Raw genomic sequence first — 25,210 nt, 5'->3', positions numbered from 1 at the left:
GGTTCCTTTACTGCGCGTTCCCGGCCCGGTCAGTCGGCGAACGTCGGTTTCTGTTTGCTCATGTGCGCCGCCACGGCCACGCGCAGGTCTTCGGACTGCAGCATGGCGGCGTTCCAGGTGGCAATGTAATCCAGGCCATCATCGATGCGATGGTCACGCATGTAGCTGAGCATTTGCTTGGTTCCGGCCACAGCGATCGGCGATTTTTCGGCAATTTCGCGGGCGACGGCAAACACGCCGTCCAGCAAACCAGCCTGATCGTCGTAGATTCGGTTCACCAGGCCGATGCGCAGGGCCTCGTCGGCCTCGACATAGCGCCCGGTGAAGGCCAGCTCACGCATGATGCCGTCGCCGATGATACGTGGCAAACGTTGCAAGGTGCCAACATCAGCGGCCATGCCCATGTCGATCTCCTTGATCGAGAACTGCGCATCGCGGCTGCAGTAACGCATGTCGCAGGCCGAGATCAGGTCGATCGCACCGCCAATGCAGTAACCCTGAACTGCCGCCAGCACCGGCTTGCGGCAATTGTCCACGGCGATGAACGAAGCTTGTAAGCGCTGGATGGTCTTGCGCAGCAGCCGGGCATTGCGGCCCACATCCTTGCCCATCTGGCCGGCCAGCGATGCCAGCATCATCAAATCGATACCTGCGGAAAAATGCTTGCCCGCACCACTGATTACCACTGCACGCACCGCATCGGTGTCGTCGATCCACTGGAAGATATCGACGATCTCCGACCAGAAGGCGGCGTTCATCGCGTTGATCTTCTCCGGTCGGTTGATTTGCACATGGGCGATATTTTCGGTCAGTTCGACCTTGAACGCGGTGTACTCGGTCACGGGCGGCACTCCTGTGGGAAAGGGTTCACAACAGGAATGGTAACTCAGTGGATTGACCGCGCTTGTGCCAAAACTGGGACTTTGGGCCCGGCGCAATCACCACGCGCTGCATGCACCTGCCTGGCGCTATTGACCAGGCTCGATACAACTTTTAGACCCTAGCCGCGTCGAAACGAAAGTGAGACCCTACCTCGCTTTAAGGAGATCTGCCATGGCGATGCGCAAGGCCCTGATGTTTTCCTGCATGACCCTCGCCCTGATGGGCTGCGTCGGTTCCAACGACGACCACCAAGCTGCGCCCTCCACGATGCAAGTCGACCTGCAACGCTACCAGGGCACCTGGTACGAGCTGGCACGGCTGCCTATGTTCTTCCAGCGCAACTGCGTGCAGTCAGAAGCGCACTACGCGCTGCGCGAAGACGGCCGGATCGACGTCACCAACCGCTGCAAAGAGAAGGACGGTGAAGTCAACGAAGCCCATGGCATCGCCGAAGCGCAAGTCCCAGGCAAGACCGACAAGCTGTGGGTGCGTTTCGACAACTGGTTCAGCCGCCTGGCGCCAGGGTTGACCAAGGGCGAATATTGGGTGCTGTACCATGACAAGGACTACCGCGTGGCGCTGGTGGGCCACCCCAACCGCGAGTACCTCTGGCTGCTGTCGCGTACTCCGGCAATCACCGACCAAACCCGCGATGAGCTCGTGGCCATTGCCCGCAAACAGGGTTATGACGCCAGTAAGCTGATCTGGCGCCAGGGCACCCCGACCGCGCCTTGAGCATCGACGCCGCGCGGGGATGCCGCTATCGTGTGGCCACACGCGCATGGAACGAACCCGTGGACCTGCAGTTTCTAGGCACCTCGTCAGGGGTGCCGACCAAAAGCCGAAATGTCAGCGCCACCGCCGTGATCGAAGCCAGTGGCAAGTACTGGTACCTGGTCGATTGCGGCGAAGGCACCCAGCATCAGTTACTGCGCAGTTCGCTCTCGGTGCGTGATCTGCGCGCCATCTTCATCACCCATGTGCATGGCGACCATTGCTTCGGGCTACCGGGGCTGCTAGCCAGCGCCGCGATGGGCGGACGCAGCGAACCGCTCGACCTGATATTGCCGACCGCCCTGCATGCCTGGGTGCGCCTGGCCCTGAGCGCAAGCGATACCCACCTGCCGTACCCACTGCGCTTGTTGCCGGTCGAGCAAATGGCCCCGTGGCGAAGCGCCCAGGTGCAGGTCAGCGCCGTACCTTTGTCGCATCGGGTTGCAAGCGTCGGCTTTGTGTTCACCGAACTGAACCCGGAGCCTCGCCTGGATGTTCAGCGGCTGGACGCTGAGGGTATCCCGCGCGGGCCATTGTGGGGCCACCTGGCCAAAGGGCTGACGGTGGAGCATGCCGGGCAGCGGCTTGAAGCCTGTGTTTACCTCAAAGCCTCGCGACCACCGCGGCGGATGATCGTATGCGGTGACAATGACAACCCGGGGTTACTCGCCGAGGTTGCCAGGGACGTCGATGTGCTCGTACATGAGGCGACCTACACCCAACCCATCGTCGAGCGCAACGGCAACTCCTTTGGCCACAGCACGGCGGCGGCGGTGGCGCAGTTCGCTGAGACGGCGGGCGTGCGCAACCTGGTATTGACGCATTTCAGCGCTCGCTACCAAGCAGACCCCAAGCGCAGCCCGTGCATCGACGATGTGCGTGAGGAGGCGCAAAAGTACTACTGCGGCCACCTGACCTTGGCGCGGGACCTGCAGCGCTACCGCATCGGTCGCGATGGTTACCTGCTGCCAGTGATGGTTTGAAGAGCCAAGCTTCGAACGTCGGCAAGATCGTCTCGGTTCAGCCAAGGGCCTTGCAAGAGCGCCGCGGGTGCGGCGCGCGATCTGCAACCGAGTAACATGCTCGACACCCTCAAGCAGTCAAGCAGCCAGCCGTCCACTGGCAATCGCTTGCGACGCCGCCAGCATCGCCCGCAGCAGCACTGCGCAGCCCGCTGCCAGGTCCTCGGGTGTGGCGTTCTCGATTTCGTTGTGGCTGATGCCGTTTTCGCAAGGTACGAAGATCATCCCCGCCGGCCCCAGTTCGGCCAGGAAGATCGCGTCATGCCCTGCCCCACTGACGATGTCCATATGCGCAAGGCCTAGCGCCTGGGCCGAATCGCGCACGGCATCGACACACCCGAGGTCGAAATACAACGCCGGGAAATCGGCCGTAGGCACCAGCTCGTGGCTCAGGCCATGCTTGGCACAGGTTTCTTCGATCACCGTACGCACCTCGGCGATCATCGCATCCAGGTGCTGGCCCTCCAGGTGGCGAAAGTCCAGGGTCATGCGCACTTCACCCGGGATCACATTGCGCGAGCCGGGGTAGGCCTGCAGGCAACCGACCGTGCCGCAGGCATGGGGTTGGTGCGCGTGGGCGGTGCGGTTGACCGCCTCCACCACCGCAGCGGCCCCGACCAGCGCATCCTTGCGCAGGTGCATCGGGGTCGGGCCGGCGTGGGCTTCTACGCCGCGCAAGGTCAGGTCGAACCACTTCTGCCCCAATGCGCCAAGCACGACGCCGATGGTCTTGGCCTGATCTTCCAGAATCGGCCCCTGCTCGATGTGCGCCTCGAAGTAGGCGCCGACTGGGTGGCCAAGCACCGCTCGCTGGCCAGCGTAGCCGATGGCGTTGAGCGCCTCACCTACCGTTACACCCGCGGCATCACGCTTGGCCAAGGTGTCTTCGAGGGTGAACTTGCCGGCAAAAACCCCTGAGCCCATCATGCAAGGCGGGAAGCGCGAGCCCTCTTCGTTGGTCCAGACCACTACCTCCAACGGGGCCTCGGTTTCGATACCCAGGTCATTGAGCGTACGCAACACTTCCAAGCCCGCCATCACCCCGAAGCAGCCATCGAACTTGCCGCCTGTTGGCTGGGTGTCGATATGGCTGCCCGTCATCACCGGCGGCAGCTTAGGGTTACGTCCCGGTCGGCGGGCAAAGATATTCCCCACTGCATCGACGCTGACGGTACAGCCGGCCGCCTCGCACCACTGAACGAACAGGTCACGCGCTTGACGGTCCAGGTCAGTCAGCGCCAACCGGCACACGCCGCCCTTGGGCGTAGCGCCCAGGCGGGCGAGGTCCATCAACGACTGCCAAAGGCGTGCGCTGTCGACGTAGCGCTCGTTTGAGTTCAATACGTGCTGGGATTGGCTCATGGTGTTTCTCCTCAGGCATTTTTATTGGTTTGAACGGGCACGATCTCTGCCCTGCGTACCGCCACGCTGCCCAGGGCGTAATACAACGCGCCGCCCAACAGCGATCCGGTGAACCAGCCATAGTCGTAGAACCAGCTGAAACTGCTGTTGCCAATGGCCAGAATGGTCAGCCCTACCGGCAAGGCGAAGGCAGCAAAGCCGGCCCAGTTCCAGGCCGGGTACACGTCATCGCGGTACAGCCCGGCCAAGTCCAGCTGCTGGCGGCGGATCACGAAGTAATCCACCACCATGATTCCGGCAATAGGCCCGAGCAGGCTGGAGTACCCAAGCAACCAGTTCGAGTACACGCTTTCAAGGCTAAGGTCAGATACGATCCAGCCGAGTTTCTTCAGCAGTTCATGGCTCATCAGCGCCAGGCCGATGAGGCCGGTCAACCACACCGCCCGGCTGCGCCCGATCAGGCGTGGGGCGATGTTCTGAAAGTCGTTGGTTGGCGAGACGATGTTGGCGGCAGTGTTGGTCGAAAGCGTTGCGATCACGATCAGCGCCATTGCCAGTGCAACCCAGCCGGGGCTTTGAATTTTGCCGATCAGGCTGACAGGGTCCGATACCGTTTCACCCACCAGCGAGGCCGAAGCAGCCGTCATCACCACGCCCAGCGATGCGAACAGGAACATGGTCAACGGCAGGCCGAAGATCTGCCCAAGAATCTGATCCTTCTGGCTTTTGGCATAGCGGCTGAAGTCGGGAATGTTCAGCGACAAGGTCGCCCAGAAACCCACCATGGCGGTGAGCCCGGCGCAGAAGTAACCCACTACGCTTGCCCCTTCCGGGCGCTTGGGTGGCTGCGCCAGCAGTTCGGTCATCGACATGTGCGGCAAGGCCCAGAACAGCAGGCCGAAACCGACCGCTACCAGCAGCGGTGCCGACAATGTCTCGAGCCACTTGATCGACTCAGCGCCGCGCAGTACCACCCACAGGTTCAGGGCCCAGAAGATCATGAAGCCGATCACTTCGCCAGTGCCGGCCAGCGCCCTCCAACCTTCGAAGATGGAGCTCAGGAACAGGTGGATGGCCAAGCCGCCGAACAGGGTCTGGATGCCGAACCAGCCACAGGCGACAACCGCACGAATCAGGCAAGGCACGTTGGACCCCAGTATGCCGAACGATGAACGCAGCAGCACCGGAAACGGGATGCCGTACTTGGTGCCTGGGAAAGCATTGAGCGTTAGCGGAATAAGCACGATGAGGTTGGCCAGCAGAATCGCCAGCAGCGCCTCGCCCACGCTCAAGCCGAAGTAGGCCGTGAGCACACCGCCGAGGGTGTAGGTGGGCACACAGATGGACATACCCACCCACAGCGCGGTGATGTGCCACTTGTTCCAGGTGCGTTGATGCACCTTGGTCGGGGCGATGTCATGGTTGTAGCGGGGGCTGTCGAGGACATCGCTCCCTGCGGCCAGTTCGAACAGGCCTGCCTGCTCGACCACTTGCGATCTGCTCTGTTGCATGGGGCCTTCTCCAGATTTTTTCTAGTTGTCTGCTCATCGGGCTAACGCGATGGCCGGAGTACACACACCACCAGTACTGCTCCTCCGGTCCGGCCTGGCGCCTGGGCCGTACTCAAATAGCGTGCCGGTTCGGCTTACGCCTACCCGGCCGGCCGCCGCCAACAGGAGGTAAACAACTGATCTGCAATGATTAATTCGAAGGCAGCTGAGGGTTAGGGGGCTCTCCCGTGCTCCGCTCACGCCGCCGACTGCCGCTCGGCCTGGCTGGTACAGGTTTCAAACTGGTGCAGGGCTTTTTTTCATCGGCGCACCCCGCGCCGCCATGCCAGGAATCAAGCAGCTGATTTTGCATGGAAAATCTTGACCAATTTGGCATCTTGTCAAGTGCGTCAAAATGGTGAAAGGGCTCACCATTTTGGGGATTTTTGATTTTAATCCTTATTAATCAATTAGATACTACAAGAATAAGCTTATAAATTATTTTCTTGAACAATCCCGAATCAGCATCTAAATTCCAATCTTGTCAGGCCTGACAGGATTAAAACTTCCATCGGCCATTGGCACATAACAACTTCAAGAACCGGCAAAGACCGGTCAGCCTGCGAGGAAGACGGCATGTCCCTGTTGATCCGTGGCGCCACCGTAGTTACCCATGAAGAGAGTTATCCAGCCGATGTTCTGTGTGTCGATGGCCAGATTCGCGCCATTGGCAAAGACCTCGAGGCGCCTACCGACTGTGAGATCCTCGACGGCAGCGGCCAGTACCTGATGCCGGGCGGCATCGACCCGCACACCCATATGCAGCTGCCCTTCATGGGCACGGTCGCCAGCGAGGACTTCTTCAGCGGCACCGCGGCCGGGCTGGCCGGAGGCACCACCTCGATCATCGATTTCGTCATCCCTAACCCGCAGCAGTCGCTGCTCGAAGCGTTCCATACCTGGCGCGGATGGGCCCAGAAGAGTGCGTCGGACTATGGCTTCCACGTCGCCATCACTTGGTGGAGCGAACAGGTCGCCGAGGAAATGGGCGAGTTGGTGAGCCAGCATGGGGTCAACAGTTTCAAGCACTTCATGGCCTATAAAAACGCCATCATGGCGGCTGACGACACCCTGGTGGCCAGCTTCGAGCGCTGCCTGCAACTGGGGGCAGTGCCTACGGTGCATGCCGAGAACGGCGAGCTGGTCTACCACCTGCAGCAGAAGCTGCTGGCGCAAGGCCTGACCGGGCCTGAAGCCCATCCACTGTCGCGGCCTTCGCAGGTCGAAGGGGAAGCGGCAAGCCGCGCTATCCGTATCGCCGAAACCATCGGCACGCCGTTGTACGTGGTACACATCTCAAGCCGTGAAGCACTGGATGAAATCACCTACGCCCGGGCCAAGGGCCAGCCGGTGTATGGCGAAGTGCTGCCCGGCCACCTGCTGATCGACGACAGCGTCTACCGCGACCCAGACTGGGCAACCGCTGCCGGTTATGTGATGAGCCCGCCTTTCCGCCCCCGCGAGCACCAAGAAGCGCTATGGCGCGGGCTGCAGTCTGGCAACCTGCACACCACGGCGACCGACCATTGCTGTTTCTGCGCAGAACAGAAGGCCATGGGCCGCAATGACTTCAGCCGCATTCCTAACGGCACCGCAGGCATCGAGGACCGCATGGCAGTGTTGTGGGACGCTGGGGTCAACAGCGGGCGCCTGTCGATGCACGAATTCGTCGCCCTGACCTCGACCAATACCGCCAAGATCTTCAACCTCTTCCCGCGCAAAGGCGCCATCCGCGTGGGCGCCGACGCCGACCTGGTGCTATGGGACCCTCAGGGCACCCGCACCATTTCCGCCCAGACCCACCATCAGCGGGTCGACTTCAACATCTTCGAGGGCCGCACCGTTCGCGGCATCCCCAGCCATACCATCAGCCAGGGCAAGGTGCTCTGGGCCGATGGCGACCTGCGTGCCGAACCGGGTGCCGGTCGGTACGTGGAGCGCCCTGCCTACCCCTCGGTATACGAAGTACTAGGCCGGCGCGCCGAGCAACAGCGCCCGACCCCCGTACAGCGCTGATTGGCCCTGCATTGCCGTACCGGCCCCAAGAGGCCGGGCGGCGCCGTATTGCCGTTGACTGCCACAACCAAAAGAACAGAGAGGCTACAACCGTGATCGATGCCCTGAACCACTTGCCCCGCCCCAGCGCCGGCAGCGCCGCCCTGGCCGAACGCTTTACCGACCTGGCCCCGCCGCTTACCCCTCGCCAAGCGGCCGTGGAGAGCGCTCGCTGCCTTTACTGCTACGACGCCCCTTGCGTCAACGCCTGCCCGAGCGAAATCGACATCCCGTCGTTCATTCACCGCATCAGCGATGAAAACCTGCAAGGCGCTGCCGAACGCATCCTGTCGGCCAACATTCTCGGCGGCAGCTGCGCCCGTGTCTGCCCCACCGAAATTCTTTGCCAGCAGGCCTGCGTGCGCAACAACGCCCAGGAGTGCGCGCCGGTGCTGATCGGCCAACTGCAACGCTACGCGCTGGACAACGCCGGGTTCACTGAGCACCCCTTCAAGCGCTCGCCCACCACCGGCAAGCGCATCGCCGTGGTAGGCGCCGGCCCCGCTGGGCTTTCCTGCGCCCACCGGCTGGCCATGCATGGCCACGACGTGGTGGTGTTCGAAGCCTCTGACAAGGCCGGCGGCCTCAACGAGTACGGCATCGCCCGCTACAAATTGGTGGATGACTACGCCCAACGCGAGGTGGAGTTCCTGCTTGGCATCGGCGGCATTGAAATGCGTCACGGCCAGCGCCTGGGGGCCAACCTCGCCCTGGGAACGTTGCGCGAGCAGTTCGACGCAGTGTTTCTGGGCCTTGGCCTGAACGCGGTGCGCCAGCTTGGCCTGGCCGATGAGCAAGCTCCTGGCCTGCTCGGCGCCACCGCCTACATCCGTGAGCTGCGCCAGGCCGAGGATCTGGCACAACTGCCACTGGCCGAGCGCTGCCTGGTGATCGGCGCCGGTAACACTGCCATCGACATGGCGGTGCAGATGAGCCGCCTGGGCGCGCGCGACGTCAATCTGGTGTACCGCCGTGGTTATGCCGACATGGGCGCCACCGGTCATGAGCAGGACATCGCCAAGGCCAACCAAGTGCGCCTGCATACCTGGGCCCGCCCAGAGCAAGTGCTGCTGGACGACCAAGGGCGCGTGCGCGGCATGCGCTTCATGCGCACCGAGCTGGTCGATGGCCAGCTACGCGATACCGGCGACGCCTTCGAGCTGGCCGCTGACGCCGTTTTCAAAGCGATTGGCCAAGGCTTCGACGACACCAGCCTGTGCGACCCGGTTGCCGCGCAGTTGGCCCGGGACGGTGAACGCATTCGCGTAGACGAAAACCTGCGCACAAGCCTTACCGGGGTCTATGCCGGTGGCGACTGCACGGCACTTGGCCAGGACCTCACCGTCCAGGCGGTGCAACACGGCAAGCTGGCCGCCGAAGCCATCCATGCCCAACTCATGCTCAACGTGGAGGCTGCATAAATGGCCGACCTGTCCATCGAATTCGCCGGTATCAAGGCACCTAACCCCTTCTGGCTGGCGTCTGCGCCACCGACCGACAAAGCCTACAATGTGGTGCGTGCCTTCGAGGCAGGCTGGGGCGGTGTAGTCTGGAAAACCCTCGGAGAAGACCCGGCCGCAGTCAACGTGTCATCACGTTATTCGGCGCATTACGGCCCCAATCGTCAGGTACAGGGAATCAACAACATCGAGCTGATCACCGATCGGTCGTTGGAGATCAACCTGCGCGAAATCACCCAGGTGAAGAAGGATTGGCCCGATCGCGCACTGATCGTATCGCTGATGGTGCCGTGCGTGGAGGAGTCGTGGAAATTCATCCTTCCACTGGTTGAGGCCACAGGTGCCGATGGCATCGAACTGAACTTCGGTTGCCCCCACGGCATGCCTGAACGCGGCATGGGCGCCGCCGTGGGCCAAGTGCCTGAATATGTCGAGATGGTTACCCGTTGGTGCAAGCTGTATTGCTCGCTGCCGGTGATCGTGAAACTCACCCCCAACATCACCGACATCCGCCAGTCGGCTCGTGCAGCCCATCGCGGCGGCGCGGACGCGGTGTCGTTGATCAACACCATCAACTCAATCACCAGCGTCGACCTGGAGCGCATGGTCGCCCACCCCATCGTCGGCGACCAAAGCACTCACGGCGGTTATTGTGGCTCTGCGGTCAAGCCGATTGCCTTGAACATGGTCGCTGAGATAGCCCGTGACCCGCAGACACATGGCCTGCCGATCTGTGGCATCGGCGGTATCGGCAACTGGCGCGACGCCGCCGAGTTCATCGCTTTGGGCAGCGGTGCGGTACAGGTGTGCACGGCGGCGATGCTGCATGGTTTTCGCATCGTCGAAGACATGAAGGATGGCCTGGCGCGCTGGATGGACCAGCAGGGGCACCGCAACCTCGATGCGTTCCGCGGGCAGGCGGTGGGGCACACCACCGACTGGAAGTACCTGGACATCAATTACAAATCCATCGCCCACATCGACCAGCAATCGTGCATCGGTTGCGGCCGTTGCCATATCGCCTGTGAAGATACCTCGCACCAGGCCATTGCCAGTACCCTGAGGGCCGATGGCACGCATATCTACAGCGTGATCGAGGACGAATGCGTGGGCTGTAACCTATGCCAGATCACCTGCCCGGTGGACAACTGCATCGAGATGGTCGCCCAAGACACCGGCAAGCCTTACCTGAACTGGACCCAAGACCCGCGCAACCCCTACCGCGAGGCCAGTTGAGGGAAGCCAGTGGATGGGGCCAGTTCACGGCCCCATTTCACTCAGGGTTGCAACCCTATGCCACGCAAGATGACCGAAGTGACCGTCTGCACCGCACGCTCAAAGGCCGAATCGGACAGCGGCTCACCTTCGTTGAGCAGCGCCACCTGGTAGCCGAAATCGGCGTAGTGCTGGGTCGATGCCCAGATCATGTACAGCAGGGCCGACGGCTCCACCGGCAGAATACGCCCCTGCTCCACCCAACGGCGTATCTTGTCTTGTTTGAGCCTGGCCCAGGGCACCAGGTTTTCCTCGAGGCTGCACCCCAGTACAGGGGCGCCATGGAGCATTTCTTCAGCCCAGATCCTAGAGCCCAGCGGGCGTGAGCGTGAATGGCCCATCTTGGCGCGGATGTAGCTGGTCAGCACCACGCGCGGGTCGTCGAAGTTCTCGAAGCACAGCGCGTCCTGCTTCCACACATCCAGCAAATCTTGCAACACCGCGCGAAACAGTTCGTCCTTGGTACTGAAGTAGTAATGCAGGTTGGAACGCGGTAACTCAGCCTGTTCGGCGATATCACCCATCGAGGTGGCGCCATAGCCTTTTTCGGCGAACACCTTTTCGGCAGCCACGAGAATCTTCTGGATATTGCGTCGACGGATCTCGATCTTGTGGTTAGCCATCAGGCGTCGGCCGTCCATGCATCCAGCCCACCGAAATTGAGTTCGATGTCGTTCAGTTGCCGCTCACGACCACGCACGCTCATGGGTGCTCCTTGCCGAATGGGATTGGCGTAGTCTACGCCGCAATTGCCATGGGATTGAATCACGGGGCCCGAAATAGCCTGCCAGCGTACCGGCCCCGCCACGACCCACCGATGCCTGCCATTGGCAGCGCTGCGTCTGATCTGGCGGGACGGCCGCTCAGCCATGCCGCACTCAGCCCGTACGCGCCCGGTCACGGGCCGGGCACCGCGCCTGAAGCAGGTTCAGGGCAGAATTGATGATGCCGATGTGGCTGAATGCCTGAGGGAAGTTGCCTAGCATGCGCTGCTCGCTTGGGTCGTATTGCTCGGCCAGCAAGCCCACGTCGTTGCACAGGCCTGAGAGTTTTTCATACAGCTGCTGAGCCTCGGCCTCGCGTCCGAGCAGCACGTACACATCGGCCAACCAGAACGAACAGACCAGGAAAGTACCCTCACCCGAGCTCAGCCCATCGCCGCCTTTCTCGCTGTCGTAGCGCAACAGCAGGCCATTGTTCAGCAGACGTTGTTCGATCTGCGCAAGAGTACGCAGAAACCTCGGGTCGTCCGCTGGCAGGAAGCCGGTGAGGGCGATCTGCAGAAGGCCTGCGTCCATTTCGGCCGAGCCATAGGCCTGGACGAAATACTGCCCGCTGGCATCCAGCCCGTTGGCACAGACGTCACGATGGATCTCATCGGCCACCTCTCGGTAGTGGCGTGCATGCTCGCTGCTCTCTTCCGTGGTATCGGCAAGCCCGGCTGCCCGATCGAAGGCAACCCAGGCCATGACCTTGGAATGCACGAAGTGCTGGCGACCACCGCGCACCTCCCAGATGCCCTCGTCGGGCTCGCGCCAGATGCGTTCGACGTAGGGCAGGATCATCCGCGAGATCGCGGCGCTGCGCGGTAGCCGCGGCAGCCCGCCCTTGATCGCCTGGGTCATGGCGTCGGCCAGCTCGCCGAAGATATCCAACTGCACCTGTGCCGAAGCCGCATTGCCAACCCGCACCGGCTGGGAGTGTTCATAGCCAGCCAGCCAAGGCAAGGTGTATTCCTGCAAATCCCTTTCGCCCGCCAGCCCGTACATGATCTGCATCTGTTCGGGGTTGCCGGCAACCGAGCGTAGCAACCATTCGCGCCAGGCCTGGGCTTCGTCGAAGTACCCCAGGTTCATGAAAGCCAGCAAGGTCATGGTGGCGTCGCGCAGCCAGCAGAATCGATAGTCCCAGTTGCGCTCACCGCCCAAGCGCTCGGGCAGTGACGTGGTCACGGCAGCAACGATGCCACCGGTAGGGGCGTAGGTCATTGCCTTGAGGGTCAGCAGCGAACGCCGCACCCGGTGCGAGTAAGGCCCCAGATCCGGGCAGCGGTCAGCAAAGGCTTGCCAGTGAGCCAGTGTATGCTGCAGAGCCTGGTCGATGTCGCAGTCCGGCTGCACCGGCAGGTGCGAGGGTTGGTGCCGCAAGCTGAACACCTGTCGCTCACCTGCGCACACTCGAAAGCGGGCGACGGTATGGTGGTCAAGGCCATGGGACGCCACGCTGCTGGTCAACAGCAGACGGTCAGGCCCGGCCACGGCGCTCAGCGTAAGCGGGTCGAGCTTTTCGACCCACGGCACACTGCGCCCGTAGTCGAAGCGCATCACTAGGTCCATCTCGAAGTGCGTCTCGCCGGCCAGGCCTTCGACGATGCGTACCACCGAGTTGACTTCGTCGAGCGGCATGAAGTCGAGCACCCGGGCCCGGCCACCGGCGGTATGCCAAGTGGTTTCCAGCACCAGGGTGTCGCCCAGGTACTGGCGGCTGACCTGCTCGACCGTGTCACTGGGCGCCAGGCGCCAACGACCATTTTGTTCATTGCCAAGCAGTGCGGCGAACACCGCTGGGGCGTCGAAGCGCGGCAGGCATAGCCAGTCGATGGAACCGTCGCGGCTCACCAGGGCGGCGCTGCGGCAGTTGCCGAGCAGCGCATAGTCTTCAATGTGGGCGGGCATTGCTTCTCCTTGATCGGATTACCCTAAGGTGTGCCACTCACGCTTGTCGCGCGTCAGTAATTCATTGCCAGCTTCGGGGCCGTCCTCACCTGCCGGATATTCATGCACCTCGCCGCCCTGGGCCCAGGCATCGAGAAAGGGCTGAACCGCTCGCCAGCCGTTTTCGATGTTGTCGGCCCGCTGGAACAGGGTCTGGTCGCCGGTCAGGCAGTCATAGATCAGCGTTTCGTAACCGGTGGCTGGGGTCATCTTGAAGAAGTCTTTGTAGGCAAAGCCCAACTCGACATTCGCCGTCACCAGCTCAGGGCCCGGGCGCTTGGCCTGCAGGTCGAACCACATGCCTTCATTGGGCTGAATCTGGATCTTCAGGTAATTGGGTTTCGGCCGCTCAAGCTCCGACTCTCGGAACTGCGCGTAGGGCGCCGGTTTGAAACAGATGGCGATCTCGGTGTCACGCACGCTCATGCGTTTGCCAGTGCGCAGGTAGAACGGCACCCCTGCCCAGCGCCAGTTGTCGATCATCACCTTCAGCGCTACATAGGTTTCGGTCTGGCTGTCTTCGCTGACATTGCTTTCCTGGCGGTAGCCTGGCAGACGTTTGCGACCCTGCTTACCTTCGGTGTATTGACCACGCACGGAGTGCTTGAGCGCCATCTTGGTCGACCAAGGGCGAATAGCGCCGATCACCTTGGCCTTCTCACTGCGCACCGCATCGGCGCCAAAGGCCGCTGGCGGCTCCATGGCGACCATCGCCAGCAGTTGGAACAGGTGGTTGGGCACCATGTCGCGCAACGCGCCAGTGTTGTCGTAGAAGGCCCCTCGGGTTTCCACCCCGACCGTCTCGGCAGCGGTAATCTGCACATGGTCGATGTAATGGTTGTTCCAGAACGACTCGAACAAGCCATTGGAAAAGCGGCTGACCAGGATGTTCTGTACGGTTTCCTTTCCCAGGAAATGGTCGATGCGGTAAATCTGCCGCTCGCTCATGACCTTCAACAAACGGGCGTTGAGCGCCTCGGCACTGGCCAGATCGGTACCGAAAGGCTTTTCCACCACAAGCCTGCGAAAACCACCGCCGGCCTCGTCGAGCAAGCCGGCCTGGCTCAAATGCTCGGCAACATCGGGGAAGAAACGCGGCGAGGTGGCCAGGTAGAAAATCGCATTGCCATGGCTGGTCTTGTCGATGCGCTTGGCCAGCGCGGTATAAGTGGCAGGGTCGAGAAAGTCGCCCGTCTGGTAGTCCAGGCGTTTGGCAAGCCGCGCCCAAAGCTTTTCATCCAGGCATTTCACACTGCCCTCGCCTTGCTCGCGCGCTCGCATGAAATCATGCAGGCGCTCGGCGAATTCCTCACCGGTAGCAGGGTTGTGGTCGACGCCAACGATCTTCAGGTTACGGTCCAGCAAACCATCGCGGCTGAGGTTGTAAAGCGCCGGCATCAGCAAGCGTTTTACCAAGTCGCCATTGGCGCCAAACAGGAACAATGTGCAAGGTGGAGCGGCGGGGACGTTCTGTTTGCTCATCAGTCTTTTTTCTCGACGTGACCACCAAAGCCCAAACGCATGGCCGACAAGACCTTGTCGCCATAGGTACCCTGTTGCTGACGCGAGCGGAAGCGGGCGAACAGTGCGCTGGACAGCACAGGCACAGGCACCGCCTGCTCTACGGCCGCGTCGATCGTCCAACGGCCTTCGCCACTGTCGGAAACCGAGCCACTGAACTGCGACAGCTGAGGGTCCGCCACCAGGGCATCGGCGGTGAGGTCGAGCAGCCAGGAGGTCACGACACTGCCGCGGCGCCACACTTCAGCGATTTCGGCCAGATTCAGGTCAAAGCGCTGAGTCTCAGGCAATTGATCCCCGCCCTTGCTGCGCAACAGGTCGAAACCTTCGGCATACGCTTGCATAAGGCCGTATTCGATGCCGTTGTGCACCATCTTCACGTAATGCCCGGCGCCCGGAGGGCCGGCGTGAATGTAACCGTATTCGGCACGGGCGTGCTCACCGCTGCGGCCATGGGTGCGCGGGATATCACCAACCCCCGGCGCCAGGGCTTTGAACAAGGGTTCAAGCCGCTCGAACACGTCCTTTTCACCGCCGATCATCATGCAGTAACCACGGTCCAGGCCCCACACGCCACCGGAAGTGCCGACATCCAGGTAGTGCAGGCCGCGCTTGGCGAGCTCTTCGGCGCGGCGCATGTCGTCTTTGTAGAAGGTATTGCCACCATCGATGATCGAGTCCCCTGGTTCAAGCAGCTCGGCCAACTGGGCGATTGTCTGCTCGGTAGGTTCGCCAGCCGGCAACATCACCCAAATCGCACGCGGCGCCTTCAGCTTTTGCACCAGCGCGCCAAGGTCATGGGCACCCTGGGCGCCTTCGCCTTCCAGCCCGACCACGGCGTCACGGTTGCGGTCATGCACCACGGTGCGGTGGCCGGCGCGCATCAGCCGCCTCGCGATGTTGCCGCCCATGCGGCCCAGCCCGATGATTCCCAATTGCATGAGCCGATGCTCCCCTGTCGAAATGATTGATGAACGCAGTTCAACGTTTCAGGTTAGTCCAGCGCCGCGCTTAAGGGTTCAGCGACGAACGGCGCGACAACCATAAACAAAAAAGTTCCCATTGACGGTGAAAGAATTCAGAATGCGCGCCGCGCAAAGCGACTACGCTTTAAATTGTCACCAGCCAAAACCGCGAGGTGTGCTCATGGGTACCTTGATGCCTGCCACTCCAACCCAGACCCTCTATGTCTCCGTGCGCCGTGATGAACTGCGCAAATTGAAGGACGAGCGTGACCAATTGCGTGAGCAGGTCGCTCAGTTGAACAAGTTGCTGGCGCAAACGCACAGTGCCGAGCGCGCCTGATTCTTCTCATTAAGAGTGGGAGCTACAAGGCTCCCACACCGCACTGACGTTCCTGCCGGAAAGATCTCCGCGCAAGGAAACCGTATCCGATGGCTCAGCCTTTGAGCACTCAATAGGGTGCATGGCCTTGCAGCACCATCCCGGTGCCTGCCTGCCATGGGTTGATCATGAAAATCGCACACCTTTACCTGCCGCTGGCCCTCTGCGGCCTGGCTACCCTGCCGCTACACGCCAGCGCTCAAAGCTGCCAATACGCCACCGAGCAACAAGCCCTGAACCTGTTCGAGCAATGGAACGATAGCCTCAAGAGCGCGGACCCACACCAGGTCGCACGGCTGTATCAGGACAATGCCTTGCTACTGCCGACGGTATCGAAAAAGCCTCGCCTAACCGAACAAGAACGCGTGGAGTACTTCAGCCATTTTCTGGCAGACAAGCCTAGCGGCAGGCTCGACACCCATCACTTCGACGCCGCCTGCAACATCGCAACCTTGAACGGCCTTTATACCTTCGACTTCGCAGCTACCGGCAAGCAGGTTGCGGCACGCTACAGCTTCACCTACCGCTGGGATGGCCAACGATGGTTGATTAGCCACCACCACTCCTCCCTACTGCCGTCGAGCTGAGCTTCATATCGAGGCGCTCTCAAAGGCGGCTCGCCTCAAAACAGTGCAGCACCCCCTTCCAGGTGCTGCATCTTGTGGCTCTGAACCGTCCTGCGGTGCGCCCTATTCCCTCCTGGAAACACCCGTTGACACTCGCCAACGTTTGCGTCTAGTACGCGCTATTGCAAAAGTGACCAATGGGTCGGATTTTTATCTCCAGCTCTCCTACACTCAAATTCCGGCCCGTCATTTGCTCATAGGAAGAGCGATGCAAAAAAGTCGAACTTTTGGAATCGGTGGCAGGTCAGCAAATAAGTAGGCCAAACACACAGGCTTTCCCGTGTACGGCCGACCTACCCCTAACAGTCCAATCGCCGTTGGCCGGAATGCCGATCGCGTTGTGCCTGTGCGCACGACTTCGGGGCATGGATAGCGTTACGCAATTACAGAAACAGAGAGAACCAGCACGAGATATCAAAACGGGTGCCAGCACCCGGTCACATAGGGACGGAAAGAAGTATGATCAGTGCCGCTGTCGAGCCTCACGTAGATTCATTCAAGTCGGACAACCGCGATCCGCTCACCCCGGATTTCGCCAAAACAGGCACGACACCAGGCGCCCAGCGCCAGCACAACCCCAACAAGCGCAAGATTCTGTTCGTCACCTCGGAAATCGCCGACCTGGTCAAGACCGGCGGCTTGGGCGATGTCTCCGCAGCATTGCCCCGCGCCCTGGCGCACCTGCACGATGTGCGTGTGCTGATCCCTGGCTACCCGCAGGTCATGGAAAGCGACAACCCAATCCATATCGTGGGCCAACTTGGTGGCCACGCTGCACTTCCGCCCTGCAAGATCGGCCGCATGGACATGGTCGACGGGCTAGTGATCTACGTGCTGATCTGCCCTGAGCTGTACGAACGCGATGGCACCCCCTATGGCGCTAACAATGGCCGTGACTGGCCTGACAACCATATCCGTTTTGCCCGCCTGGGCCTGGCTGCAGCCGAGATCGCCGCTGGCGAAGGCATGATTCACTGGAAGCCCGAGGTGGTGCACGCCCACGACTGGCCTGCTGGCCTGGCACCGGCTTACATGCACTGGCGTGGCTTGAACACGCCGACCCTGTTCACTATTCACAACCTCGCCTACCAGGGCGTCTATAGCCGTGGCTGCAGCCCTGAGCTGGCAATCCCTGAGCATGCGATGCAACAGGAAGGCATGGAGTTCTACGGCAAGCTGTCGTTCCTCAAGGCGGGCCTGGCTTACTCCAGCCATATCACCACTGTCAGCGCCACCTACGCTCAGGAAATCACCACGCCGGAATTTGGTTGCGGCCTGGATGGTTTTCTTGCCAGCAAGGCGCATCAGGGCCTGTTGGGCGGTATTCCCAACGGCATCGACGAAAGCTGGGACTCGGCTACCGACAAACACCTGGAGCACAATTTCAGCCTCAACGACTGGGAAGGTAAGGCGCGCAACAGCGACGCCGTGCGCCGCTTGTTCGGCCTTGACCCTAGCGAGGGGCCGCTGTTCGCCGTGGTTTCGCGGCTGGTCTACCAGAAAGGCCTCGACCTCACTTTGGGCGTTGCCGATTACATCGTCGAGCAAGGCGGGCAAATCGCGATCATCGGCCGTGGCGAGCCTGAGGAAGAGCAAGCCATGCGTGAATTGGCTCTGCGCCATCCTGGGCGCATTGGCGTGCGCATCGGCTTCAACGAAACCGATGCCAGGCGCATGTTCGCCGGCAGTGATTTCCTGCTGATGCCATCGCGTTACGAACCTTGCGGCCTGAGCCAGATGTACGCGCAGCGTTTCGGCTCGCTGCCTGTGGCACGCAACACCGGCGGCCTGGCCGACACCATCGAAAACGGCGTCACTGGCTTTTTGTTCGATGAGTCGACTGTCGATAGCTACCGTGAGGCGCTGAGCCGGGCCTTCTATGTATTCGGCAAGAAAGACTTGCTCAATGCCATGCGCTGCCTGTCGATGACCCAGCCATTCAACTGGTGTCAGGCTGTGGAGCCCTATGCACGGCTCTATGAGGATCTGGTCAAGCAGGCACAGCTGAGCCACTACTGAGCGGGGTTCGAAGATGCAAAGGCATGGCGCACAAATGTTGGACGCCACGTCGGCGCGCTTCGCCCTATGGGCGCCGGATGCGCGCAACGTGAGCTTGGAAATTGCACAGCAGCCGGCCATTGAGCTGCTGGCTGAAAAAGATGGCTGGTTCACCGCAGTTGCCCCCTGCAAGGCTGGGGACCGCTATCGCTATAGCATTGATGGCCGTTTGCAAGTGGCCGACCCTGCGTCGCGCTATCAGCCTGAGGGCGTACACGGGCCCAGCCAGGTAGTGGACGTGAGTACCTACCACTGGCAGCACCCCTGGCAGGGTCGCCCTTGGCATGAAGCAGTGATCCAGGAGTTGCACGTGGGCGTGCTCGATGGCTTCGCTGGCGTCGCTCTGCAATTGCCGAGGCTGGCTCAGCTGGGTATTACCGCTATCGAGCTGATGCCGCTGGGCCAATTCCCTGGCGAACGTAACTGGGGCTACGACGGCGTACTGCCCTATGCCCCGCAGCACAACTACGGTAGCCCCGAGCAGCTTTGCCGCCTGGTGGACCAGGCCCACGGCCATGGGCTGATGGTCATGGTGGATGTGGTGTACAACCACTTCGGCCCAGATGGCAATTATCTGCACGAATACGCCAGCCCATTCTTCCGCGAGGATCGCCAGACCCCTTGGGGCGCTGCGATTGATTTTCGCCGGCCAGAGGTGCGCGAATACTTTATCCAGAACGCCCTGATGTGGCTATGCGACTACCGCTGTGACGGCTTGCGCTTGGATGCGGTGCACGCAATCGACCAGCCCGACTTCTTGGTCGAACTGGCCCAGCGGGTACGCGCTGCGGTTGCGCCCGGCCGGCATGTCTGGCTGGTGCTGGAGAACGAGCATAATCAGGCATCGCTACTGCAGCAGGGCTTCGACGCTCAATGGAACGACGATGGCCACAATGCCTTGCACGTGCTGCTGACCGGTGAAACCGAAGGCTACTATGCCGACTACCAGGATCAACCCATCGCAAAGCTGGCGCGCTGCCTGTCCGAAGGCTTCGTGTTCCAAGGCCAGGCCAACCGTCACGGCAACCCTCGCGGTGAGCCCAGCGGGCATCTTGAGCCTTCTTCGTTCGTGCTGTTCCTGCAGAACCATGACCAGATAGGCAATCGCGCACTGGGCGAACGCTTGACTCGCCTCTGCCCTCCCGCTGCGCTACGAGCCGCCACCGGCTTGTTACTGCTATGCCCAATGATCCCGTTGCTGTTCATGGGTGATGACGATGGCAGTTGCCGGCCGTTCCTGTTCTTCACCGATTTCCATGATGAGCTGGCTGACGCGGTGCGCGAGGGCCGGCGTGGCGAGTTTGCCCACTTCAAGGCCTTTGCCGACCCTGAGCAGCGCGAACACATTCCAGACCCTAACGCCAAACAGACTTTCGAAGCCTCGCGGCCGCTACCCAAGGAGGTCATCGCTGGTTGGCATGGCCTGTATGAGCAGTTGCTGGGGCTGCGACGGCGCCATGTGGTTCCACACTTGCCTGGCAGTCGGGCGCTGGGCGCCGTGGTGCTGGGCGACCACGCCCTCACCGCCCGCTGGCGGCTGGGAGATGGCAGCACCCTGCGGATCGACCTGAACCTGGCGGCTAGCCCTCAGGCAGTGGAACTACCCGCCAGAGCTTGGCGCCTGTTCGACAGCAGCGACAGTACCCACCCCGACACCGCCATGGCCGCCCACAGTTGTGTGGTGAGCCTGTTACCCCCCGGTCAGGAGCCCTCATGAGCGAAACTGCTTTACACCGATTGGCCGCTCAGGTCGGGCTAGCCCGCGACTGGATCGACGCCAATGACCGGCCGCAGCAGGTCAGCGACGACGTATTGCGCAAAGTCCTCGATGGCTTGGGTCACCCCGCCGGTGACGAAGCGGCCATTGCGGCCAGCCTGCGGGAGGTGCAAGCCGCCGATGATGGCGAGCATCTCCCGCCGCTGCTCACTGTCGAGCAGGGTCAACCACTGCCTTTGCAGCGCTATTTCCCACCAGGCAGCGCTGTGCGCTGCACCCTGGAAAGCAACCGCCTGCAAGATTTGACCCTGGATGCCCAAGGCAACCTTCCCGGTGGCCTGCCAGTCGGCTACCACCAGTTGCAAATCGACGACCGGCATTTCACCCTCGCGGTGGCGCCGCCGCGCTGCTACAGCTTGGCCGATGCTGTGGCTGAGCCATCTGCACGCCTCTGGGGCCTGTCCGTGCAGCTTTATAGCCTGCGCCGCCCAGGCGACGGCGGGTTCGGCGATTGCCTGGCGTTGGAGCAATTGGCACGCAGTGCTGCCGAGCGCGGCGCAGACGCCCTGGCCATCAGCCCGATCCATGCGCTGTCGATGATCGATCAGCAGCACTACAGCCCCTATTCACCGTCCAGCCGCCTGCTGCTCAACACGCTGTACGCCAGCCCAGCCGCCTTATTGGGGGAGCGTGCGGTACGCATGGCGATCGAGGCATGTGGTTTGGAGCAAGTGCTCGAAGACTTGGAACAACAGCCTTTGGTCGACTGGCCACGTGCTGCCAGCGCCCGCCTGCGTCTACTCGAAGCCCTGTACCAGGATTTCAGCCAAGGCGACCACCCGCTGCGCCAGGACTTCGACAGCTTCCGTGATACTCGCGGCCAGGCCCTGGAACATCACTGCCGCTTCGAAGTGCTACAGGCACTGGCCGTGGAGCGCGGCCATGGCGCGGACTGGCGAGATTGGCCTAGCACTTGGCAGGACCCGTACCACCCGGAAGTCGAAGCCATCGCCAATGCCTACCCTGCCAAGCTCGAGTTCCAGGCGTTTTGCCAGTGGCTGACCGAACGCAGCTTGCAACGCGCCCAGCACGCTGCACGCAGCAGCGGGATGGCCGTCGGCCTGATAGCTGATCTGGCAGTTGGCGCTGACGGGGCCGGCAGCCAGGCCTGGAGCCGTCAGGACGAATTGCTGGCTAACCTTACGGTCGGCGCGCCGCCCGACATTCTTAACCGCGCAGGGCAAGCCTGGGGTATCTGCGCCTTCTCCCCAGAAGGGTTAAAACGCAACGGCTACCGCGCGTTCATCGAAATGCTGCGAGCCAACCTAGCGCATGCCGGCGGCTTGCGCATCGACCATGTGATGGGCCTGCGTCGGCTGTGGCTGATCCCACAGGGCAGCACACCCGACCAAGGGGCTTATCTCAATTACCCGGTCGAGGACCTACTGCGCCTGCTGGCCCTCGAATCGGTACGCCATCAGGCAATCATCCTAGGCGAAGACCTGGGCACCGTGCCGCCAGGGTTGCCTGAGCAACTGGCAGCCAAAGCGGTGCTTGGCATGCGTGTGCTGCCGTTTGAGCAAACCAAGCCTGGGCATTTCAAACCCATTCTCGACTGGCCGGATGACGCGCTTGCCACCACCGGCACCCATGACTTGGCGCCTTTGGCCGGCTGGCTACAAAGCCGCGACATCGACTGGTACCAACGCCTGCAACTGATCGATGCCGCCACCGAGTTGCAATGGCGGCATGATCGGCGCACGGAATGCGATGGCCTGCGCCGCACGCTGCAAGCCAACTACGGAGCCATGGCCGACGATGACGCGCTGATCGATGGCGCCATCCGTTACGTTGGCCATACCCGCGCCCCACTGGTGCTGATCCCGCTCGAAGACCTGCTCGGCAGCGACGAACAACCCAACCTGCCCGGTACCACCAGCGGCCACCCCAACTGGCGTCGGCGCTTCGCCGCCCCAGTGCGTGAGCTGCTAGATAACGAAGACGCCGCACGGCGCCTTGAACTGCTGGCCCAAGCCCGCGAACAAGCCTGGGAACGTGACCGATGAAGCCGTTGACCGCAACTGTACGCCTGCAATTTCACAGCGACTTCACCCTTGATGACGCCGTGCCACTGGTGCCGTATTTTGCCCAACTGGGCATCAGCCACCTTTACGCCTCACCCATCCTCAAAGCCCGCGCAGGGTCGCGCCACGGTTACGACGTGGTCGACCCCACCTGCGTCAACCCTGAGCTCGGTGGCGAGGCGGCACTGCAACGGCTGGTAGCCGCGCTGCGCCAGCACGGCATGGGGCTGATCCTCGACACCGTATCCAACCACATGGCCGTAGGCGGCGCCGACAACCCCTGGTGGCAAAGCTTGCTGGCCTGGGGCAGACGCAGCCCTTATGCGGAATTCTTCGACATCCAGTGGCACTCCAGTGACCCGCTGCTGGCCGGGCAGTTGCTGTTGCCATTCCTTGGCAGCGACTATGGCGCAGCATTGAAGAACGGTGAGATCCCTCTGCAGTACGAGCCGCAGGCAGGCTTGTTGCAGATCGCCCACCACGAGCACCGTTTCCCGATTTGCCCGCAGGACTACGGCTGGATTCTCGCCCAGAGCCCAGCGCCTGAGCTGCAAGCCTTGGCCGAACACTTCACTGCGCTGGGCGAAGCGCCCGACCCGTTGGCAGCGGCCCTACCCCTGCATGCCGAGCTCACCCGCCTGGTGGGTGAAGGCGCTGACCTCGACGCGGCATTGCAGGCCTTCGACAGCCGCACCGAAGAAGGTTTCAAGCGCCTGCACCTGTTGCTTGAGCGCCAGACTTACCGTTTGGCCAGCTGGCGCACGGCCGGCGATGACATCAACTGGCGGCGCTTTTTCGACATCAACGAACTTGGCGGCCTGCGGGTGGAACGCGCCGTGGTGTTCGAGGCTACCCACGCCAAGCTGTTCGAGCTGATCGAGCGCGGGCTGGTCGACGGCCTGCGCATCGATCATATCGACGGCCTGGCCGACCCACGCGGTTACTGCCGCAAACTGCGCCGCCGGGTTGACAGCCTGCTGGCTAAGCGCCCTGTGCAGACAGCGCTTGAACACTTTCCAATCTTCGTGGAGAAAATCCTCGGCGCCGGCGAGCACCTGCATCGGGACTGGCTCACCGATGGCACCACCGGCTACGAGTTCATGAACCAGGTGTCGCTGCTGCAACACGATCCGGCCGGCGAAGCGCCGTTGACCGAGCTGTGGGCAACGGTCAGCGAGCGCCCTGACTTCCCCGAAGAGGTTCGCCTGGCGCGGCACTTGGTGCTCAATGCCAGCCTAGCGGGCGATTGCGAGTCGGTGGCCAATGCGCTGTTGCAGGTTGCCCGTAACGACCTGATGACTCGCGACCTCACACTGGGTGCGATCCGCCGCGCGTTACAGGCACTGGTGGCCCACTATCCGGTTTACCGGACCTACATCAACGCCTGCGGGCGCCCGGCAGAGGATGAACGGTTCTTCCAGCAAGCACTGAGCAACGCTCGCCAGGACTTGGCCGAAGCCGACTGGCCACTGCTCGACCAGCTAGCACAATGGCTAGGTGGCCAGCGCTGGCGGGAACTGCCGCCAGGTCGGCCACGTAAGCAGTTGCGCCACGCCTGTGTACGCTTCCAGCAGCTCACCGCCCCCAGCGCTGCCAAAGCCGTGGAAGATACCGCGTTCTACCGTTCGGCGCGGTTGTTGTCACGCAACGATGTGGGCTTCGAGGCCGAGCGTTTCAGCGCAGGCCTTGAGCACTTCCACAATGAAGCCCAACGCCGCCTGCGCGACTTCCCGGACAACCTGCTGGCCACCGCCACCCACGACCATAAGCGCGGCGAAGACACTCGCGCACGCCTGGCGGTGCTGAGTGAGCGCGGCCCATGGTTCGCCAGCCGTATGGAGCACTGGCGCGAGCTGGCAGCACCACTGCGTGAGCAACTGCAAGATGGTGTGGCGCCCAGCCCAGGTGACGAGATGCTGTTGCTGCAGGCGCTGCTCGGTAGCTGGCCACTGGACTTGGACATCGGCAATGACACGGCGCTGCGCCAGTACGCCGACCGCATCCGTCAATGGCAGCAGAAAGCCCTGCGTGAAGCCAAGCTGCGCAGCAGCTGGAGCGCACCTAACGAAGCCTACGAGGCGGTTTGCGCAGCGTATGTCGACGCTATCTTGCTGGATCAGGAAAACCAGCAACTGCGCAAGTCGCTAGCCGATGCGGCGCAAGCGATCGCCTGCCCCGGCGCCCTCAATAGCCTGGTCCAGACCCTGCTGCGCATGACCGTGCCAGGTGTGCCGGACCTGTACCAAGGCAATGAGTACTGGGATTTCAGCCTGGTCGACCCCGACAACCGCCGCCCGGTGGATTACCCCAGCAGGCGCCGCACGCTGGACGATGCCTGCTTAACTGGCGAATTGTTGGCGAACTGGCATGACGGGCGCATCAAGCAGGCACTGATCGCGCGAGTACTCGATTGCCGCAAGGCCCATGCCAAACTGTTTCGTCGGGGTGCTTACCTGCCGCTCACCGTGCAGGGCCGGCATGCCGACAAGGTCATCGCTTTTGCCCGCCTGGGCGAAGGCGAACGCGCAATCATCGTTGCCCCACGTCTGGCCAGCGGCCTGTTAGGGGCGGCCAGCTCACCCTTGATCCCTGCACAGAACTGGGAAGATACCCGGGTGATCTTGCCGTTTGACCCGTCATCTGCCAACTCGACTGGACTTTTTGCCACGGCTGCGGTCAGCCCTTCTAGGGAGCTGTTAGTGAGTGCATTACTGGCGGAGTTTCCGATCACTTTGCTGATACAACAATCTTGAGCATCAGGAGCGT

Annotated in this window: 18 protein-coding genes; 11 read left to right on the top strand and 7 right to left on the bottom strand. The window is 62.0% G+C overall.

What is annotated here, in order from left to right; translation table 11 throughout:
* Nucleotides 1-29: 29 nt before the first annotated feature.
* On the bottom strand, nt 30-842 hold the full coding sequence (locus tag HU725_RS08605) for a crotonase/enoyl-CoA hydratase family protein (protein ID WP_186476862.1): 813 nt from the start codon (nt 840-842) through the stop codon (nt 30-32).
* 211 nt (nt 843-1,053) lie between these two features.
* On the opposite strand from HU725_RS08605, the gene HU725_RS08600 reads away from it, so the two are divergent.
* Both HU725_RS08600 and HU725_RS08595 read left to right on the top strand, forming a co-directional pair.
* Nucleotides 1,054-1,617, top strand: coding sequence for a lipocalin family protein (locus HU725_RS08600; protein WP_186476861.1), 564 nt, complete (start codon nt 1,054-1,056; stop codon nt 1,615-1,617).
* Nucleotides 1,618-1,676: 59 nt separating this feature from the next.
* Nucleotides 1,677-2,639 (top strand): ribonuclease Z, encoded by a 963-nt coding sequence (locus tag HU725_RS08595; RefSeq protein WP_186476860.1) that lies wholly within the window; start codon nt 1,677-1,679, stop codon nt 2,637-2,639.
* Nucleotides 2,640-2,756: 117 nt separating this feature from the next.
* On the opposite strand, the gene HU725_RS08590 is transcribed toward HU725_RS08595, so the two are convergent.
* Both HU725_RS08590 and HU725_RS08585 read right to left on the bottom strand, forming a co-directional pair.
* A complete protein-coding gene (locus HU725_RS08590; RefSeq protein WP_186476859.1) occupies nt 2,757-4,040 on the bottom strand; it encodes a Zn-dependent hydrolase in 1,284 nt (427 codons plus the stop codon).
* Nucleotides 4,041-4,051: 11 nt separating this feature from the next.
* Complete coding sequence (locus HU725_RS08585) at nt 4,052-5,551, bottom strand: NCS1 family nucleobase:cation symporter-1 (RefSeq protein WP_186476858.1); 1,500 nt, start codon at nt 5,549-5,551, stop codon at nt 4,052-4,054.
* A 615-nt stretch (nt 5,552-6,166) separates the two neighbouring features.
* Between HU725_RS08585 and hydA the strand changes: the two genes are divergently transcribed.
* From hydA to preA, 3 genes are all read left to right on the top strand, one after another.
* Nucleotides 6,167-7,606, top strand: a complete 1,440-nt coding sequence (hydA, locus tag HU725_RS08580) for a dihydropyrimidinase (protein ID WP_060479373.1) — start codon at nt 6,167-6,169, stop codon at nt 7,604-7,606.
* A 92-nt stretch (nt 7,607-7,698) separates the two neighbouring features.
* Nucleotides 7,699-9,066, top strand: coding sequence for an NAD(P)-dependent oxidoreductase (locus HU725_RS08575; RefSeq protein ID WP_186476857.1), 1,368 nt, complete (start codon nt 7,699-7,701; stop codon nt 9,064-9,066).
* Nucleotides 9,067-10,341, top strand: coding sequence for an NAD-dependent dihydropyrimidine dehydrogenase subunit PreA (preA, locus tag HU725_RS08570; RefSeq protein ID WP_186476856.1), 1,275 nt, complete (start codon nt 9,067-9,069; stop codon nt 10,339-10,341). It begins immediately after the preceding gene.
* Nucleotides 10,342-10,382: 41 nt separating this feature from the next.
* Here preA and HU725_RS08565 read toward each other — a convergent pair whose 3' ends face one another.
* From HU725_RS08565 to gnd, 4 genes are all read right to left on the bottom strand, one after another.
* On the bottom strand, nt 10,383-11,003 hold the full coding sequence (locus HU725_RS08565) for a TetR/AcrR family transcriptional regulator (RefSeq protein ID WP_060479376.1): 621 nt from the start codon (nt 11,001-11,003) through the stop codon (nt 10,383-10,385).
* Between the two features lie 255 nt (nt 11,004-11,258).
* The gene (locus HU725_RS08560) at nt 11,259-13,055 is read right to left on the bottom strand and encodes a glycoside hydrolase family 15 protein (RefSeq protein ID WP_186476855.1); all 1,797 of its coding nucleotides are present in this window, start codon (nt 13,053-13,055) and stop codon (nt 11,259-11,261) included.
* 18 nt (nt 13,056-13,073) lie between these two features.
* Nucleotides 13,074-14,576 (bottom strand): glucose-6-phosphate dehydrogenase, encoded by a 1,503-nt coding sequence (zwf, locus tag HU725_RS08555; RefSeq protein WP_060479378.1) that lies wholly within the window; start codon nt 14,574-14,576, stop codon nt 13,074-13,076.
* A complete protein-coding gene (gene gnd, locus HU725_RS08550; protein ID WP_060479379.1) occupies nt 14,576-15,556 on the bottom strand; it encodes a phosphogluconate dehydrogenase (NAD(+)-dependent, decarboxylating) in 981 nt (326 codons plus the stop codon). Before gnd ends, zwf begins: the two co-directional genes overlap by 1 nt.
* A 205-nt stretch (nt 15,557-15,761) precedes the next feature.
* Here gnd and HU725_RS08545 point away from each other — a divergent pair, with 205 nt between their 5' ends.
* The 6 genes from HU725_RS08545 to HU725_RS08520 all read left to right on the top strand — a co-directional run bounded on the left by HU725_RS08545 (nt 15,762) and on the right by HU725_RS08520 (nt 25,197).
* Complete coding sequence (locus HU725_RS08545; RefSeq protein WP_186476854.1) at nt 15,762-15,920, top strand: DUF6026 family protein; 159 nt, start codon at nt 15,762-15,764, stop codon at nt 15,918-15,920.
* Nucleotides 15,921-16,087: 167 nt separating this feature from the next.
* Nucleotides 16,088-16,546: an SgcJ/EcaC family oxidoreductase gene (locus HU725_RS08540; RefSeq protein ID WP_186476853.1), complete on the top strand. Its 459-nt coding sequence runs from the start codon at nt 16,088-16,090 to the stop codon at nt 16,544-16,546.
* Between the two features lie 498 nt (nt 16,547-17,044).
* Entirely contained in the window at nt 17,045-18,604 is a 1,560-nt protein-coding gene (gene glgA, locus HU725_RS08535) for a glycogen synthase GlgA (protein WP_060479381.1), read from the top strand.
* Between the two features lie 13 nt (nt 18,605-18,617).
* Nucleotides 18,618-20,360, top strand: a complete 1,743-nt coding sequence (gene treZ / locus HU725_RS08530; protein ID WP_186476852.1) for a malto-oligosyltrehalose trehalohydrolase — start codon at nt 18,618-18,620, stop codon at nt 20,358-20,360.
* Nucleotides 20,357-22,426: a 4-alpha-glucanotransferase gene (gene malQ, locus HU725_RS08525; RefSeq protein ID WP_186476851.1), complete on the top strand. Its 2,070-nt coding sequence runs from the start codon at nt 20,357-20,359 to the stop codon at nt 22,424-22,426. The genes treZ and malQ overlap by 4 nt, the downstream gene beginning before the upstream one ends.
* Entirely contained in the window at nt 22,423-25,197 is a 2,775-nt protein-coding gene (locus tag HU725_RS08520) for a malto-oligosyltrehalose synthase (RefSeq protein ID WP_186476850.1), read from the top strand. The genes malQ and HU725_RS08520 overlap by 4 nt, the downstream gene beginning before the upstream one ends.
* Nucleotides 25,198-25,210 lie beyond the last annotated feature (13 nt).

It is taken from the genome of Pseudomonas promysalinigenes (assembly GCF_014269025.2).
Classification (GTDB): domain Bacteria; phylum Pseudomonadota; class Gammaproteobacteria; order Pseudomonadales; family Pseudomonadaceae; genus Aquipseudomonas; species Aquipseudomonas promysalinigenes.
The sequence above is the reverse complement of the archived record's forward strand: the minus strand, read 5'-3'. Positions and strand labels throughout refer to the sequence as shown.

Bases quoted from the DNA above. Each gene is read 5' to 3' on its own strand.
- HU725_RS08560 (WP_186476855.1), bottom strand. From the start codon at position 13,055: ATGCCCGCCCACATTGAAGACTATGCGCTGCTCGGCAACTGCCGCAGC.
- HU725_RS08585 (WP_186476858.1), bottom strand. From the start codon at position 5,551: ATGCAACAGAGCAGATCGCAAGTGGTCGAGCAGGCAGGCCTGTTCGAA.
- treZ (WP_186476852.1), top strand. From the start codon at position 18,618: ATGCAAAGGCATGGCGCACAAATGTTGGACGCCACGTCGGCGCGCTTC.
- HU725_RS08545 (WP_186476854.1), top strand. From the start codon at position 15,762: ATGGGTACCTTGATGCCTGCCACTCCAACCCAGACCCTCTATGTCTCC.
- preA (WP_186476856.1), top strand. From the start codon at position 9,067: ATGGCCGACCTGTCCATCGAATTCGCCGGTATCAAGGCACCTAACCCC.
- zwf (WP_060479378.1), bottom strand. From the start codon at position 14,576: ATGAGCAAACAGAACGTCCCCGCCGCTCCACCTTGCACATTGTTCCTG.
- glgA (WP_060479381.1), top strand. From the start codon at position 17,045: ATGATCAGTGCCGCTGTCGAGCCTCACGTAGATTCATTCAAGTCGGAC.
- HU725_RS08600 (WP_186476861.1), top strand. From the start codon at position 1,054: ATGGCGATGCGCAAGGCCCTGATGTTTTCCTGCATGACCCTCGCCCTG.
- HU725_RS08565 (WP_060479376.1), bottom strand. From the start codon at position 11,003: ATGGCTAACCACAAGATCGAGATCCGTCGACGCAATATCCAGAAGATT.
- HU725_RS08590 (WP_186476859.1), bottom strand. From the start codon at position 4,040: ATGAGCCAATCCCAGCACGTATTGAACTCAAACGAGCGCTACGTCGAC.
- HU725_RS08540 (WP_186476853.1), top strand. From the start codon at position 16,088: ATGAAAATCGCACACCTTTACCTGCCGCTGGCCCTCTGCGGCCTGGCT.
- malQ (WP_186476851.1), top strand. From the start codon at position 20,357: ATGAGCGAAACTGCTTTACACCGATTGGCCGCTCAGGTCGGGCTAGCC.
- hydA (WP_060479373.1), top strand. From the start codon at position 6,167: ATGTCCCTGTTGATCCGTGGCGCCACCGTAGTTACCCATGAAGAGAGT.
- gnd (WP_060479379.1), bottom strand. From the start codon at position 15,556: ATGCAATTGGGAATCATCGGGCTGGGCCGCATGGGCGGCAACATCGCG.
- HU725_RS08520 (WP_186476850.1), top strand. From the start codon at position 22,423: ATGAAGCCGTTGACCGCAACTGTACGCCTGCAATTTCACAGCGACTTC.